Below are 15336 nucleotides of genomic sequence, written 5' to 3'. Positions count from 1 at the left end.
ATTGATTGTAAAGTGTCAGATAATTATTAATTTTAAAATTAAATATTAAAACAAGGAAACTGAACTATTCATCTAGTAGTTCATATATGGTGAAAGAATATATAAGGAGGTAGGAAAAATGGATTTTATTAATCAGATTCATGAACAAGCACGAAGTGATAAGCAAAAAATAGTTTTACCTGAAGGAACTGAACCAAGAATGATTAAGGCTTTTCCAGAAATTTTAGGAGAAGATATTGCTGATATTGTATTACTTGGAGATAAAAAAGAAATTAGAAAAAATGCTTCTAAATATAGGATTGACTTAACAGAGGTAGAAATTATTAATCCTACTCAAGCTGATAAGTTAGAGGAATATGCTCAAACTTATTATGAATTAAGAAAACATAAAGGAATTACTATAGAAGAAGCAAGAGAACAAATTAAAGATCCATTATATTTTGGAAGTATGATGGTTAATAAAGGTGATGCAGATGGTAAATTAGCAGGGTCTGTTAATGCTACTGGTAGAGTATTAGGAGCTGATTTTAAAATAATTGGTACTAGTGAAGATATTTCAAATGTGTCTGGATTCTTTATTATGATTGTTGAAAATAAAAACTTTGGTAAAGATGGTGTATTAGTATTTTCTGATTGTGCAGTAAATCCAAATCCTGATGCCGATCAATTAGCTGAAATTGCTGTCTCTTCTGCTAGGACTGCTAAAAATTTAATTGGTATGGATCCTAAAGTAGCTATGTTATCTTTTTCTACTAATGGAAGTGCTAATCATGAGTTAGTTGATAAGGTACAAGAGGCCACAGCTAAAGCTAGAGATTTAGATTCAGGAATAGAAATAGATGGTGAAATGCAAGCTGATGCTGCTTTAATTCCAGAAGTTGGAGAAAGGAAGTATCCAGAAAGTGAAATTGCTGGAGATGCTAATGTGTTAGTATTTCCTGATTTACAAGCTGGAAACATTGGGTATAAAATATTACAGAGATTAGGTGGTGCTAAAGCATATGGTCCTATTTTACAGGGGATAGCTAAACCAGTTAATGATCTGTCTCGTGGTTGTAGTGTCCAAGATATTGTTAACGTAACAGCTATTACTGCTGTACAAGCACAAAATTGTTAGTATGATTTTTTGAGAATAAAGTATATAGTTTGTTTGACTGATTAAATTTATTTTTATTAATGAGATGTTAACGATACTGTGCCAGTTTTACTTTCATAATTCAAATTAGAAGTATAAATAACAGGAGGGATTTAAAATGAAAATTTTGGTAATTAATAGTGGTAGTTCTTCAATCAAGTATCAGTTATTTGATATGGAAAGTGAATCAGTATTAGCTAAAGGTTTAGTAGAACGAATTGGGATTGAAGGTTCTCAATTAGAGCAAGAAGTTAATGGAGAAGAAATTGAGATTGAACAAGAGATTCCTGATCATTCAGTAGGGATGGAACTGGTGATTGATACTTTAACTGATTCTGAAAATGGAGTTATCACAGATGTAAAAGAAATTGATGCTGTGGGTCATAGACTAGTTCATGGTGGAGAATATTTTGAGGGATCAGTTATTGTAGATGACGATGTAAAAGAAAAGATTGAAGAGTGTGCTAAGTTGGCCCCTTTACATAATCCAGCTAATTTAATGGGGATTGAAGTTTGTGAGGACTTAATTCCAGATACTCCGCAAGCAGTTACTTTTGATACTGCTTTTCATCAGTCTATTCCGGAAGAAGCTTATATGTATGCTTTACCATATGAGTTTTATGAAAAGCATGGGGTACGTCGTTATGGTTTTCATGGAACTTCTCATAAGTTTGTATCTAATTGTGTAGCTGAAGAAATGGACGAAGAAATTGAAGATCTAAAGGTTATTACTTGTCATTTAGGTAATGGAGCTAGTGTAGCTGCAGTTAAAAATGGTAAATCTTATGACACAAGTATGGGCTTAACTCCATTAGAAGGTTTAGTAATGGGGACTCGTTGTGGAGATGTTGATCCAGCAACTGTACCTTTTATTATGGAACAAGAAGATTTATCACCACAAGAGATGGACGATTTAATGAATAATCAAAGTGGTTTACTAGGAGTTTCTGGTGTTGGAAGTGATTGTCGTGATGTTGAAGAGGCAGCTGAAAATGGAAATCATAGAGCTCAACTTGCTTTAGATATGTTTGTTTATCGGGTCAAAAAGTATATTGGTTCTTATACTGCTGCTATGAATGGTGTAGATGCACTTGTATTTACTGCTGGAATTGGAGAAAATTCTATTGATATGAGAGAAAAAATCTGTCAAGATTTAGATTATTTAGGGGTTGAAATTGATTCAACTAAGAATGATATTCGGGGAGAAGTTCAAGAAATAAGTACTGCTGATTCTGAAGTTAAGGTGTATGTGATACCAACTAATGAAGAATTAGTTATTGCACGAGATACTAAAGAGTTAATGTAGTAATTAGCTTTTAACTAGGGCCAGATCTTGACAAAAAGATGAATTATATAGTATAATAAAGAATGTTGTTTTAAAGTATAAATCTATCAGGGGATAGTTTGAGGTGATTGAATGAAGATAAATGTCAAAAGTATTAAGGGTACTTTAGGGGCCAAAATGGATGTTACACGTTCTATTGATTTAGAAGCCAGAGAAATCAAAGGACAATCTATTGAATTTATTACTCCCTGTCAACTTGAATTAATGGTGATTAATTCTGATGATAAATATATAGTTAGTGGCCCAGGAGAGGTAGTGGTTAAACTACCTTGTAGCAGTTGCTTAACAGAAGTTGAAGAAACATTAGAGTTTCAATTCACCGAAGAAGTCCCTAAAGAAGATGTAGTCCGCGATGAGCTAGATTTAACTGGTACTTTAGATGAATATATCCGTCTAGCTTTACCTATGCGAGTAGTCTGTAAGGAAGAATGTCAAGGGCTATGTCCTAGTTGTGGGGCTGATTTAAACGAAGAGGACTGTGATTGTTATATGCATGAAGTTGATCCTCGGTTAGCTAAACTTAATCAACTATTAGATGATTAAATAAATAATATTTATTTTTACTAGAGGGGGTGTTGATGATGGCAGTACCAAAGCAGAAGACTTCTAAATCCCGAAAGAGAAAAAGAAGAACTCATAAAAATTTATCTGCTCCTAATTTAGTTGAATGTTCTCAGTGTCATGAGTATAAGTTATCCCATCAGGTATGTCCTGAGTGTGGATACTATAAAGGAAGAAAAGTTAAGTAGTACATTTCTAGAGCAAGGTAGTTATTTCTATCTTGCTCTTTTTGTATTTTACCTAAAAATTAGATTCTATCCTTGCAATTAAGCTATAAATTGGATATAATACCAATGGATTGATTTAAGAGCAGGTACTAATACGAGTTATTAATAGGTGATGATAAGAATGGAAAATCTGAGCAAAGCCCAACGACAGCAGGAATTGAAGAAGAAGCTAACTGCTAATCCATTTTTAGTGGATCAGGAGCTAGCTGATATTTTTGGGGTTAGTGTCCAGACAATTCGATTGGACAGAAAGGAATTAGGTATTCCTGAAGTTCGCAAGAGAACTAAGTCAGTTGCCCGACAGGCTTATTCTAAGGTGAAATCAGTCCAGAGTGGAGAGATAATCGGGGAACTAATAGATATAGAATTAAATACAAGTGGTTTGTCTATTATAGAAACAGTAGCAGAGATGGCTTTAGAAGAGACAAAAGTAGTCCGAGGGCATCATATTTTTGCCCAAGCTAATTCTTTAGCGGTATCGATTATAGATACAGATACAGCACTAACGGGTTCAGCTGATATAAGATATAATAGACCAGTAGCAATTGGAGAAAGATTAGTAGCTAAGGCTAGAGTAACAGATAAAAAAGAGAATAAATTTCATGTTGTAGTAGAAACTAAAATAAAAGAAGAAAAAATATTTCACGGAGAGTTTGTTGTTTTTGCTGTTGCAGATGAAGTTAGTGGTAAGGAGGAGGATTAAGTTTGCAGATAGCAGTTGATGCTATGGGAGGAGATAATGCTCCAGCTGAGATAGTTAAAGGGGTAACAGAAGTTAGTTCTGAGGTTGAGGGCCAAATCATTTTATTAGGGTCTAAAGAAGAATTACAAACTGAGCTAAGCAAGTATGATTATACAGCGGATAAAGTAACTATTCGTCCTACTACGCAAAAGATTGGGATGGATGAATCTCCAGCTCAAGCTTTGCGTCAGAAAAAAGATTCTTCTGTAGCTGTAGGAGCTAATTTAATTAAGACAGGAGATGCTGATGCTTTTGTATCAGCCGGAAATACTGGGGCAGTTATGACAGCTAGTACTCTAGAGATCGGTCGGATCCAGGGGGTTAAAAGACCAGCTATTGCTACTGTATTTCCTGGTTTGCAAGGTGAAACATTAGTCTTAGATATAGGAGCCAATGTTGATAGCAAGCCAGAACATTTGCTCCAACAGGCCCAGATGGGGCATATTTATACTCAAGAAATATTACATAAAGATAATCCTCAACTAGGGTTGTTAAGCATTGGAGAAGAGAAAAAAAAGGGAAATCAATTAATTAAAGAGGTTTATCCCCAATTAGAAGAATTAGATAATATAAATTTTGTTGGTAATGTAGAAGGTAGAGATATTTTCACTGGTCAATATGATGTTATTTTAACTGATGGGTTTGTAGGTAATGTAGTACTCAAGACAGCGGAAGGATTATCCTCTGTATTGTTTAAGATTATTAAACGAGAGATTAAATCCAGCTGGTTAGGAAAATTAGGTGGTTGGTTATTGCAATCAGCTTTTCAGCGAATCAAAAAGCAAGTTGATTATACTGAGTACGGAGGAGCTCCCCTATTAGGTGTAGATGGGATTACAATAATTGGCCATGGTAGTTCAAATGCCAAGGCAATTAGTAATGCAATTAGAACAGCTAAGGAAGCAATAAATGTTGAATTACTCAATTCAATCAAGCAGAATATTAATGAAGGGACTGATTGATAATGGGCCAAGCTACAAGAAAGGCCAAGGTTGCAGGAGTAGGATCTTATGTACCAGATCAAGTAGTGACTAATGGAGATTTAGAAGAAATGGTTGATACAAGTGATGAGTGGATTACAAAGAGAACAGGCATTAAAGAACGAAGAGTAGTAGCAGAGGGAGTAACTACTTCTGAACTTGGTTATCAGGCTGCCCAACGAGCAATTGCTAGTAGTGATTTAACAGTAGAAGACTTGGACTTAATTTTAGTAGCTACTTCTACTCCTGATCATGTTGGTTTTCCTGCTACAGCTTGTTTAATTCAAAATAAATTAGGGATTACAGAAATTCCTGCTTTTGATGTAGCTGCTGCTTGTACAGGTTTTATTTATGGCTTATCTACGGCTGCCCAATATATTGAGACAGGTGCTTATGATAATATTCTAGTAATTGGGGCTGAGACTTTATCTAAGTTTATTGATTGGGAGGATAAAGGTACTTGTATCTTATTTGGTGATGGAGCTGGTGCTGCTGTGTTAACTCCTACTGAGTCTGGTGGTATTTTAGCTAATCACTTAGGAGCTGATGGTAGCCAAAGTGATGTCTTAAGGATACCTGGTGGTGGCTCCTGTGAACCTATCTCTCAACAACTACTAGACGATAGAAATCATTATATAGAGATGGAAGGAAATTCAGTCTTTAAGTTTGCTGTTAGAATTTTAGGTAAAGCAGTAAAACAGGCTTTAGCTAAGGTGGACTTAGATAAAGGTGATATTGATTATTTAATTCCTCATCAAGCTAATGTAAGAATTATAGATGCGGCTGCTAAAAGATTAGATTTGGATAGAGAGCAGATTTATGTTAATTTAGATAAATACGGGAATACATCTTCTGCTTCTATTCCTCTTGCTTTGGATGAAGCAAGTGAAGCTGGTAGAATTGATACTGGTGATACTGTAGTACTAGTTGGTTTTGGAGCAGGTTTAACTTGGGGGGCAACAGTTTTAGAATGGATTTAAGGGAGGAAAAAATGTTTACAACACGAATATGTGATCTATTAGATATTAAATATCCTATTATTCAAGGTGGTATGGCTTGGGTTGCTACTGGTGAATTGGCTGCTGCAGTTTCTGAAGCAGGTGGCTTAGGAGTTATTGGGGCTGGAAATGCACCAGCCGATGTAGTTCGCGAAGAAATTAAGAAAATTAAAGAGCAAACTGATAAGCCTTTTGGCGTTAATGCTATGTTATTATCTCCTCATATTGATGAAGTAATCGATGTTTTATTAGAGGAAGAAGTACCAGTTGTTACTACTGGAGCAGGAAATCCGTCTAAATACTTAGATCAATTACAGGAGATGGGAGCTAAAGTGATTCCTGTGGTTGCGTCAGTAGCCTTGGCTAGAAGAATAGAACGGGCTGGTGTTGATGCTGTGATTGCTGAGGGAACGGAATCAGGTGGTCATATTGGTCAATTATCTACAATGACTCTGATTCCTCAGGTGGCTGAAGCACTAGAGATTCCTGTAATTGCTGCTGGTGGAATTGCTGATGGAAGAGGTTTGGCTTCGGCTTTATCCTTAGGAGCACAAGGTGTCCAAATTGGAACTCGATTTGTTTGTGCTGCTGAGTGTATTGCACATGATAATTATAAAGAAGCTATTGTTAATGCTAGAGATAGAGATGCAATTGTAACAGCTCGTTCTACTGGGCATCCAGTTCGGAATTTAAAGAATAAGTTGACTCGTAAGATCCAAAAGATGGAAGAAGAAGGAGCGCCTAAAGAAGCAATAGAAGAGTTAGGTGTTGGTAGATTAAGACAGGCTGTGATTGAAGGAGATACTAAAGAAGGTACAGTAATGGCTGGTCAAGTAGCAGGAATGGTTTCTGAAGTGGAACCAGCAGAGAAAATAGTGACTGATATTATAGATCAGGCTAGGGAAGTAATGGAAAATACTTGTCAATATATTAAGGAGTAATTAATTTATATTTATTGATTAATATAGGGAGGATAGAAGATGAGTCAAGTAGCTTTTATATTTCCTGGTCAAGGTTCGCAAGAAGTAGGAATGGGCCAAGACTTAGCTGAGGAATTTCCGATTGTTAAAGAAACATTTCAAGAAGCTAATCAAGCTTTAGATATAGATATTACTGAGTTATGTTGGGAAGGACCAGCGGAGAAACTTAAAGAAACTAAGAATACTCAGCCAGCTATTTTAACAACTAGTATTGCTGTCTATAGATTATTAGTTGATAAAGGAATTAAGCCAGAAGTAGTAGCTGGACATAGTTTAGGAGAATATTCTGCTTTAGTTGCTGCTGGGGTGCTTGATTTTAAAGAAGGTTTGCGCCTAGTTAGAAAACGTGGTGAATTAATGTCCCAGGCTGGAGCAGGAACTATGGCTGCTGTTATTGGATTAGAGCCCCAAGAAGTAGAAGCTGTCTGTGAAGCAGGTAGTGAAGTTGGAATAGTAGAAGTAGCTAATTATAATTGTCCGGGCCAAGTTGTTATTTCCGGGGCTGAGGATGCTGTTGCTCAAACAGTAGAATTGGCTAAAGATAGAGGAGCTAAAAAGGCTGTTACTTTAAATGTAAGTGGTCCATTCCATTCTAGTTTAATGGAGTCAGCTGGAAGACAATTAGCTCGCTACTTGGGAGAGGTTGACTTTACTACTCCAGAAGTTCCAGTAGTTACTAATGTGGATGCTACAGCTACTACTGATCCAGCTGCCATGAAAGAAGCATTGATTAATCAGATTAGTGGTGCAGTGCGGTGGGAAGAGTCAATTAGAAATCTGATTGCTGGTGAGGCAGATACCTTTATTGAAGTTGGCCCAGGTAGAGTACTAAAAAGTTTTATGCGTCGCATTGATCGTAGTGTAACAGCTCTAAATGTAGGAAGTACTAGATCCCTGAAAAAGACTTTAAAAAAGCTATAAAGAGTATTTATTTACAGTAGATTGTTAATTATAATTTAGGGAGGGATTTGGATGCAAGTTAAAGATAAAATAGCCTTAATTACAGGTAGTTCACGAGGAATTGGTAAGCAAATAGCACTTAAGTTAGCAAGTGAAGGAGCTAAAATAGTAGTTAATTACCCAGTAGAATCAGAAGCAGATAGTGCAGCGCAAGTAGTAGCTGAAATAGAAGAGCAAGGTAGCGAAGCAAAAGCTATTAAAGCTGATGTAACTGAGATGGAAGAAGTAAAAGAAATGGTTAAGGAAATTAAACAAGAATTTGGTCAATTGGATATTTTAGTGAATAACGCTGGGATTACTAAAGATACATTATTAATGAGAATGAAAGAACAAGACTGGGATGATGTACTAGAGGTTAATTTAAAAGGAGCCTTTAATACTACTAAAGCTGTTACTAGATTGATGATGAAGCAAAGAAGTGGTAGTATTATTAATATTTCTTCTGTGGTTGGTTTAAGAGGTAATGCTGGTCAGGCTAATTATTCTGCTTCTAAAGCAGGATTGATAGGATTGACTAAATCAACAGCCAGAGAGTTAGCTAAACGAAATGTTACTGTTAATGCTGTTGCACCTGGATTTATTGAGACTGCTATGACTGATGAATTATCTGAGGAAGTAGTAGAAAATACCATAGACGAAATCCCTCTAGCAGACCTTGGGCAGCCAGAGGATGTGGCTGATACAGTTCTATTTTTAGCTAGTGAAGCAGCAGATTATATTACAGGAGAGGTTATCCGAGTTGATGGCGGTATGGCTATGTAGTAAGTAGGTAATATAGTTGTGAGTTGTGTGTCATGTGCTATGAGTTGTGAGCTGCTATGGTTTTAAAGGTTTTGAATCAGCTCATGGCACATAGCACACAGCAGACAGCAATTAATTTAGCTTGTTAGTTATATATTATAAATTGTACATTATCCTATATAAGGAGGTGACAATCATGAATGTATTTGAAACAGTTAAGGAAATTATTGTAGAGGAGTTAATGTTAGATGAAGAGGAAGTTACTCTAGAGGCTACTTTTGATGATTTAGGGGCTGACTCCCTAGATATTGTAGAGATTGTAATGGCCTTTGAAGAGGAATTTGATGTTGAAATTTCTGATGAAGATGCAGAAGAGATTAATACTGTTCAAGATGCTGTAGATTATATTGAGGATCTATTATAATTTATAATTAACTTAACTAAGTCCCGTTTGTAATAGAACGGGACTTTTATCCACTACAGATTATAAATCACTTATTTCATATCTAGAGTACTAATATATTATAACATAATTATACTAACTATGATTTAGACTTTTATCATTAATTATATGGAGGAATAATCTTGGAATTACCAACTTTACCTAATTTAAAAATTGGCGATTTAGTGGCTAAAGTACCTATAGTACAAGGTGGTATGGCTGTTAAAGTTTCCACTGCTCCTTTAGCTGCCGCGGTAGCTAATCAAGGAGGAATTGGATTAATAGCTGGTTCTGGATTAGAGACTGGTGAATTGCGGTCTGAAATCAAACGAGCTAGAGAACTATCCTCAGGAATTATTGGTGTCAATATCATGGTAGCAATTAGTAAATTTAAGGAATTGGTTAAAGCTTCAATAGATGAAGGTGTGGACTTAATTGTAGCTGGGGCAGGTTTCTCCCGGGATTTGTTTTCTTTAGGTCAGGAAAATGATGTAGAAATTGTGCCTATTGTTTCTTCAGTTAAGTTAGCTAAAATATCAGAGAAATTGGGAGCTTCAGCAATAGTTGTGGAAGGAAAAGAAGCAGGAGGTCATCTAGGAACTGATAAACCAATGAGACCACTGTTGGAAAAAGTTGTGTCAGCAGTTGATATTCCTGTTATTGGAGCTGGGGGTATAATTGATGGACAAGATGTGGCTGAAGTTTTAGAACTAGGTGCTGCCGGAGTACAAATGGGATCTAGATTTGTTGCTAGTGAAGAATGTGAAGTTGATGATAGTTTTAAAGAACTTTATCTGGAGGCTGATGCTGATTCAGGTGTACTAATTGATAGTCCAGTAGGACTACCAGGTAGAGCTTTAAAGAATGACTTTATTACTCGCCTAAATGATGAGGAAGTAACAACTGAAGCTAGCTGTGATTATCTCTGTCTTAAAAAGTGTTCACGCAGATTTTGTATTATGGATTCGTTACTTAAAGCTCAAGTTGGTAATATGGAAGAAGGATTAGTATTTGCTGGGGAAGAAGCCTATCAATTGGAAAATATATTACCTGTTAAGGAAATAATTAATAATTTAGTAGATGAAGCAATAGAGTACTTAGGAGGGAAGAGAAATGAATAAACGAGTAGTAGTTACTGGAATGGGGGTTATCTCACCAGTAGGAAATGAATTAGAAGATTATTGGACTGCTTTAACAGCAGGAGAATCAGGCATTGCTGAGGTTACTAATTTTGATGCTGCTGAATATAAAACCCAAATAGCTGGTGAAGTTAATGATTTTGATCCGCGAGATTTTGGTATGAATCGTAAGGAAGCTCGAAGAATGGATAATTATACTCAATTTGCTGTTGCAGCAGCAAATAAGGCAGTTGAAGATGCTCAATTGGAGATTAATGAAGATAATGCTACTAGAGTAGGAACACTAGTCGGTTCAGGGATTGGGGGCATAGAAACTCTAGAAGAACAACATAAGAGATTATTGGAGCGAGGTCCTAATAGAGTTAGTCCTTTCTTAATTCCGATGATGATAGCTAATATAGCTGCTGGTCAAGTAGCTATTCAAACAGGAGCTAAAGGACCTAATACTTCAGTGGTTACAGCTTGCGCTACAGGAACTCATGCTTTAGGAGAGGCTCATAGAATGATTCAATGTGGAGATGCTGATATAATGATTGCTGGAGGAAGTGAAGCAGCTATTAGTCCTGTATCATTTGCTGGTTTCTCTTCTTTAAAGGCAATGAGTACTAATAATGATAATCCTCAACAAGCTAGTTGTCCTTTTGATGCCGATCGAGATGGTTTTGTAATGGGCGAAGGAGCAGGAGTTTTAGTTTTAGAGACTTTAGAAAGTGCTCAAGCAAGAGGGGCGGAAATTTATGCTGAGTTAGTAGGGTATGGATTATCTGCTGATGCTCACCATATTACTGCTCCAGCTCCAGAAGGAGAAGGCGCTGCTCGAGCTATGCAGATGGCTGTTGATAAAGCTGATATTTCTGCTACAGAAGTGGATTATATTAATGCCCATGGTACATCAACTCCAGCTAATGATAAATTAGAAACGCAAGCAATTAAAGATGTATTTGGAGATCATGCTTATGATTTAGCAGTTAGTTCAACTAAATCTATGACAGGTCATTTGCTTGGAGGCGCTGGTGGAATTGAGGCAATTGCTTCAATTTTAGCTATTCGAGATAATATTCTACCACCGACAATTAACTATCAGACTGAAGACCCAGAATGTGATTTGGATTATGTCCCTAATAAAGCAAAAGAAACTAGTGTTAATGTAGCTTTATCTAATTCTTTAGGTTTTGGAGGCCATAATGCATGTGCTTTATTTAAAGGCTATAATGAATAATCAGGGTGAGAAATAATATGATACTAAAGCAAGAAATATTAGCTGATTTAGAAGAGGAATTGGAGATTAAGTTTACAGATTTAGAATTATTAAAGCGGGCTATTACTCACAAGTCCTATGCTAATGAAAATCGAGAGTTAAATATCAAAAACAATGAACGATTGGAATTTTTAGGTGATTCAGTTTTAGATTTAGTGATTAGTAAATATATTTTTCTGAATTATCCAGAGCATCCTGAAGGTGAATTAGCTAAAATTAGATCAGTGGTAGTTAGTTCTCCTATTTTAGCTAATAAGGCAGAGGAAATTGAATTAGGTTCTTATATATTATTAGGTAAAGGTGAGGAGATGACTGGCGGCCGGAATAGAGATTCTATTTTGGCTGATACTTTTGAAGCTATAGTAGGTGCAATTTATTTAGACCAAGGATTAGAAGCAGCTCGAGAGTTTATTTTGGATTTATTAGTCTCTAAGATTGAGATAGTAGAACAAGGAGAGTATATTACTGATTATAAGACATTATTGCAAGAGGTAGTCCAACAGGATTCTAATCTAATACCTGAATATAAAGTAGTTGAAGCAAAGGGGCCGGACCATAACAAACGATTTACTGTAGAGGTTGTCTTTGATGACCAAATTTTAGGTATTGGAACAGGTTTTAGTAAGAAGGAAGCAGAACAGGAAGCTGCTAAAAAAGCAATTAGTAAATTGGAGTAGCTCGTGGCAGACGGGCTACTTTTTTGTTTTGGTTACATGAATAAGTAATCAATCTTAAGTAAAATTTAATTGATATAAAGTGGCACTTTATATCAGCTGTGTGCTATGAGCTATGAGTCGTGAGCCAATTCAAAATCAAAATCATAAATACAATTCAAATCTCTTGGATATAGAGGTTATAAAGATTTAGGCTTTAAGTTTAAAGGTTTTGAACTGGCTGATCCTACAAGTTTCATAGAAACTTTTCGTGATAAAAAGCATCCGCACATAGCACACGACTGTGTCACCGCAGGTGACACAATATAACTAATTGAAAGGGGATTAAACCATGTATGATTTAATTGTAATTGGTGGTGGGCCAGCAGGTATGATGGCGGCTGGAATTGCTGCTGATAGAGGACAAGAAGTTTTACTATTAGAGAAGAAGGGCCAACTAGGTAAGAAGTTAGCAATCACTGGGAAGGGGAGATGTAATTTAACAAATGATTGTTCAGTAGAAGAGATTATTAATAATTTTTCTGAGCAAGGTGATTTTTTATATAGTACACTTTATTCTTTTTCTAACTGGCAGTTAAGAGATTTCTTTGCTGATCTAGGTGTGGAAACAAAAGTAGAAAGGGGCGATAGAGTCTTTCCTGTTTCTGATTCAGCTAAGGATGTAGTTCAGGCTTTAGAGAAATTTATGACTCAAGCTGGGGTAGAGGTTAAGCTAAATAGCAGCGTAACGAAGTTATTAACAGCAGATCAGGAAGTAACTGGCGTTCAATTAGCAGATGGTAGTAGGTATCGCAGTGCTAATGTATTAGTGGCGGTGGGAGGTAAGGCTTATCCTACTACTGGTTCTACAGGAGATGGTTATGATCTAGCCCAGCAGGTAGGACATACAATAACAGAGATTAAACCTTCACTAGTGCCCTTAGAGACCAAAGAAGACTGGGTGCCAGAAGCCCAAGGTCTTAAATTAAAGAATGTAACAGCTACTTTAATGATTGATGGAGAAGCTAAAAAAGAAGAATTTGGTGAGCTATTATTTACTCATTTTGGAATTACAGGGCCAATAGTCCTGACATTAAGTCGAGATATAGCTCAGTACTTAGGTTATCATAGTATTAAATTAAAACTTGATCTGAAACCTGCTTTATCCCAGCAGAAGTTGGATGCTAGACTACAACGGGATTTTGAAAAATACTCCAGAAAACAGTTTAAAAATAGTTTAGATGATTTATTACCTAGTAAATTAAGACCAATAGTTGTGGATTTGGTTTCTATTCCAGCTACTAAATTTGTTAATCAAATTACTACAGAGGAAAGAAGGGAATTAGTTGAATTATTAACTAATTTAGAGTTAACGGTTATAGGGACTAGAGGATTTAAGAAAGCTATAGTTACTCAAGGTGGGGTAGATACTGACCAGCTAGACCCTACTACCTTAGAATCAAAACTAGTTGAGGGATTATATTTTGCTGGGGAAGTAATTGATATAGATGCTTATACTGGTGGATTTAATCTCCAAGCAGCTTTTTCTACAGGTTATGTAGTAGGAAATAAGGTATAATAAGTTATGTCTGCCCTTGATAGTACATAAATTTATAGTAAACTAGTATGCTATCAAGGGGGCGATTTTATGTTCGGGTATTATAAATTGAAAAGATTTTTTCGTAAGTTACAGAAACTAGTAGTCAATATTATAGTTGTTGGTTTTATCTTACTAGTAACTATTCAGCTTATCTTAGCTAATCCTGGTTTAAAAGATAGTTTAGTCAGTAAAATACCGCAGATGGATTATATTTTAGCAATTGGACAACAACCTGAGTTTGATGCACCAGCTAAAGAGGTATTCTCCCTTCAAAATCAATCCAAGGAACAGTTGACAATTAAACTTCAAAATAGATTGCAACTATCTAATGTTAAGTTGGTAGTTAATGACCAGGTAGTAGATGATTTTAAAGCTGGAATTGCTAAAGCTAAAATCAAAGCAGGAGACAAAATTGCTATTGATGCTAGAGGTTATAAGCAGGGGTTATGGTTTAAAATAACTAAGATGTCTACTCAAATAGATAACTTTGCACCTCAACAACAATTTTGGATTAAGAATGAATATAAAGTTTTAGGAGAGATAGAAAAACTGAATAAATTTTAGTTTACTCTTGTCTTTAGTAGGTGAGTGTGTTAGTATTATAAACAACATAGTAGAAAAAAAGTTAGGCGGGTATAGTATAGTAGGAAGGTAGTAGGGATAGGATAGTAGTAGAGTTAACTAGTAGTAAAATTTAATAGAAATAGTAGGAAAGTAGGAGTCTAGTAGGGATAACTATATCAAGTTTGACTGATTAAGTACTCCTTGGGGAGTACTTTTTTTAATTGGGATTATAAATAAGTTTAATTGGGATTATAAATAAGGAGGATAAATACATGGTTAAAAAAGATACCTTAAGTAAAGAAGTTGCTGCTGCAGCAATTAAGATGTCGTTAAGTGATAGACAAGAAGAAAAAGATTTAAAAGAGAATTATCAAGCTCAAGAGTTACAAGTTGCCGCTGTTGATTTTGGTGGTGAATTCAATTCTTCTATTAAGAAGATTATTGAACGGGCTGTAGTTGCTGCTGAAAGAGAGGAAGTAATTGCAGATAATCACGCTGAATTAGGAGCAGTTGCTGGTGCTGCTAGAGAAGCTGTTACTCAGATCCAAAATAAGGCAGCAGGTTTTAATATTGGAGGTAAGATAGGAGTAGCTAGACAAGAGGACCATATTAGTGTAGCTGTCTTTTTTGCTATTGGTTTATTACATCTTAATGAGATGTCAATTGGTTTAGGACACCGAGCAGTACACAAATAGTAATAGTCCTAGTTTGGATTGTTTAATATTAGAATGTGGGTTAATTGATATAAAGTGTAACTTTCATGCCACAGCTATTAGCTATCTGCAAATGGTTTTTATTACGGAAGGTCTGCTTTCTAGACCTGTAGGATGTGCCGTATGCTAATTCAAATTCAAAACCACAGATTTAGTTCAACCCCTTAAAACATAGTAATTTTAAAGGGTTAAATTTTGAATTTGAAGGTTTTGAATTAGCTGATAGCATAGAGCACACGACTGACGACTGTGTCACCATAGGTGACACAAAGTTAGATTTTATGTTAAGTATATGTCA

17 protein-coding genes are annotated in these 15336 nt (G+C 35.8%); all 17 read left to right on the top strand.

Features of this window, described 5'->3' with window-relative positions; genetic code table 11:
* The first annotated feature begins 118 nt into the window (after positions 1-118).
* Positions 119-1117: a phosphate acetyltransferase gene (gene pta / locus ACYQ3D_RS08325; RefSeq protein ID WP_459837743.1), complete on the top strand. Its 999-nt coding sequence runs from the start codon at positions 119-121 to the stop codon at positions 1115-1117.
* Positions 1118-1253: 136 nt separating this feature from the next.
* Positions 1254-2441, top strand: coding sequence for an acetate/propionate family kinase (locus ACYQ3D_RS08320; RefSeq protein ID WP_459837741.1), 1188 nt, complete (start codon positions 1254-1256; stop codon positions 2439-2441).
* 111 nt (positions 2442-2552) lie between these two features.
* Positions 2553-3023, top strand: a complete 471-nt coding sequence (locus ACYQ3D_RS08315) for a YceD family protein (RefSeq protein WP_459837740.1) — start codon at positions 2553-2555, stop codon at positions 3021-3023.
* Between the two features lie 38 nt (positions 3024-3061).
* Positions 3062-3229: a 50S ribosomal protein L32 gene (gene rpmF / locus ACYQ3D_RS08310; RefSeq protein WP_459837738.1), complete on the top strand. Its 168-nt coding sequence runs from the start codon at positions 3062-3064 to the stop codon at positions 3227-3229.
* Between the two features lie 160 nt (positions 3230-3389).
* Entirely contained in the window at positions 3390-3971 is a 582-nt protein-coding gene (fapR, locus tag ACYQ3D_RS08305) for a transcription factor FapR (RefSeq protein WP_459837737.1), read from the top strand.
* Positions 3972-3973: 2 nt separating this feature from the next.
* Positions 3974-4972, top strand: coding sequence for a phosphate acyltransferase PlsX (gene plsX, locus ACYQ3D_RS08300; RefSeq protein ID WP_459837735.1), 999 nt, complete (start codon positions 3974-3976; stop codon positions 4970-4972).
* Positions 4973-4974: 2 nt separating this feature from the next.
* Positions 4975-5970 carry a beta-ketoacyl-ACP synthase III gene (locus tag ACYQ3D_RS08295; RefSeq protein ID WP_459837733.1) on the top strand — a complete coding sequence of 332 codons (996 nt, stop codon included), beginning with the start codon at positions 4975-4977 and terminating at the stop codon, positions 5968-5970.
* Positions 5971-5981: 11 nt separating this feature from the next.
* Positions 5982-6929 carry an enoyl-[acyl-carrier-protein] reductase FabK gene (gene fabK, locus ACYQ3D_RS08290; RefSeq protein ID WP_459837732.1) on the top strand — a complete coding sequence of 316 codons (948 nt, stop codon included), beginning with the start codon at positions 5982-5984 and terminating at the stop codon, positions 6927-6929.
* Between the two features lie 39 nt (positions 6930-6968).
* Positions 6969-7889 (top strand): ACP S-malonyltransferase, encoded by a 921-nt coding sequence (gene fabD / locus ACYQ3D_RS08285; protein WP_459837730.1) that lies wholly within the window; start codon positions 6969-6971, stop codon positions 7887-7889.
* A gap of 51 nt (positions 7890-7940) precedes the next feature.
* The gene (gene fabG, locus ACYQ3D_RS08280; RefSeq protein ID WP_459837728.1) at positions 7941-8690 is read left to right on the top strand and encodes a 3-oxoacyl-[acyl-carrier-protein] reductase; all 750 of its coding nucleotides are present in this window, start codon (positions 7941-7943) and stop codon (positions 8688-8690) included.
* A 175-nt stretch (positions 8691-8865) separates the two neighbouring features.
* Positions 8866-9093 carry an acyl carrier protein gene (acpP, locus tag ACYQ3D_RS08275; protein ID WP_459837727.1) on the top strand — a complete coding sequence of 76 codons (228 nt, stop codon included), beginning with the start codon at positions 8866-8868 and terminating at the stop codon, positions 9091-9093.
* 161 nt (positions 9094-9254) lie between these two features.
* Positions 9255-10232, top strand: a complete 978-nt coding sequence (locus ACYQ3D_RS08270; RefSeq protein ID WP_459837725.1) for an NAD(P)H-dependent flavin oxidoreductase — start codon at positions 9255-9257, stop codon at positions 10230-10232.
* Complete coding sequence (fabF, locus tag ACYQ3D_RS08265; protein WP_459837724.1) at positions 10225-11469, top strand: beta-ketoacyl-ACP synthase II; 1245 nt, start codon at positions 10225-10227, stop codon at positions 11467-11469. Before ACYQ3D_RS08270 ends, fabF begins: the two co-directional genes overlap by 8 nt.
* 17 nt (positions 11470-11486) lie before the next feature.
* Complete coding sequence (gene rnc / locus ACYQ3D_RS08260) at positions 11487-12185, top strand: ribonuclease III (protein ID WP_459837723.1); 699 nt, start codon at positions 11487-11489, stop codon at positions 12183-12185.
* 328 nt (positions 12186-12513) lie between these two features.
* Positions 12514-13740 (top strand): BaiN/RdsA family NAD(P)/FAD-dependent oxidoreductase, encoded by a 1227-nt coding sequence (locus ACYQ3D_RS08255; protein WP_459837722.1) that lies wholly within the window; start codon positions 12514-12516, stop codon positions 13738-13740.
* 69 nt (positions 13741-13809) lie between these two features.
* Positions 13810-14325: a hypothetical protein gene (locus ACYQ3D_RS08250; RefSeq protein WP_459837721.1), complete on the top strand. Its 516-nt coding sequence runs from the start codon at positions 13810-13812 to the stop codon at positions 14323-14325.
* A gap of 272 nt (positions 14326-14597) precedes the next feature.
* Positions 14598-15020 carry a HutP family protein gene (locus tag ACYQ3D_RS08245; RefSeq protein WP_459837720.1) on the top strand — a complete coding sequence of 141 codons (423 nt, stop codon included), beginning with the start codon at positions 14598-14600 and terminating at the stop codon, positions 15018-15020.
* The last annotated feature ends 316 nt before the right edge of the window (positions 15021-15336 follow it).

Source organism: Halanaerobaculum tunisiense, assembly GCF_054657635.1.
The sequence above is the reverse complement of the archived record's forward strand: the minus strand, read 5'-3'. Positions and strand labels throughout refer to the sequence as shown.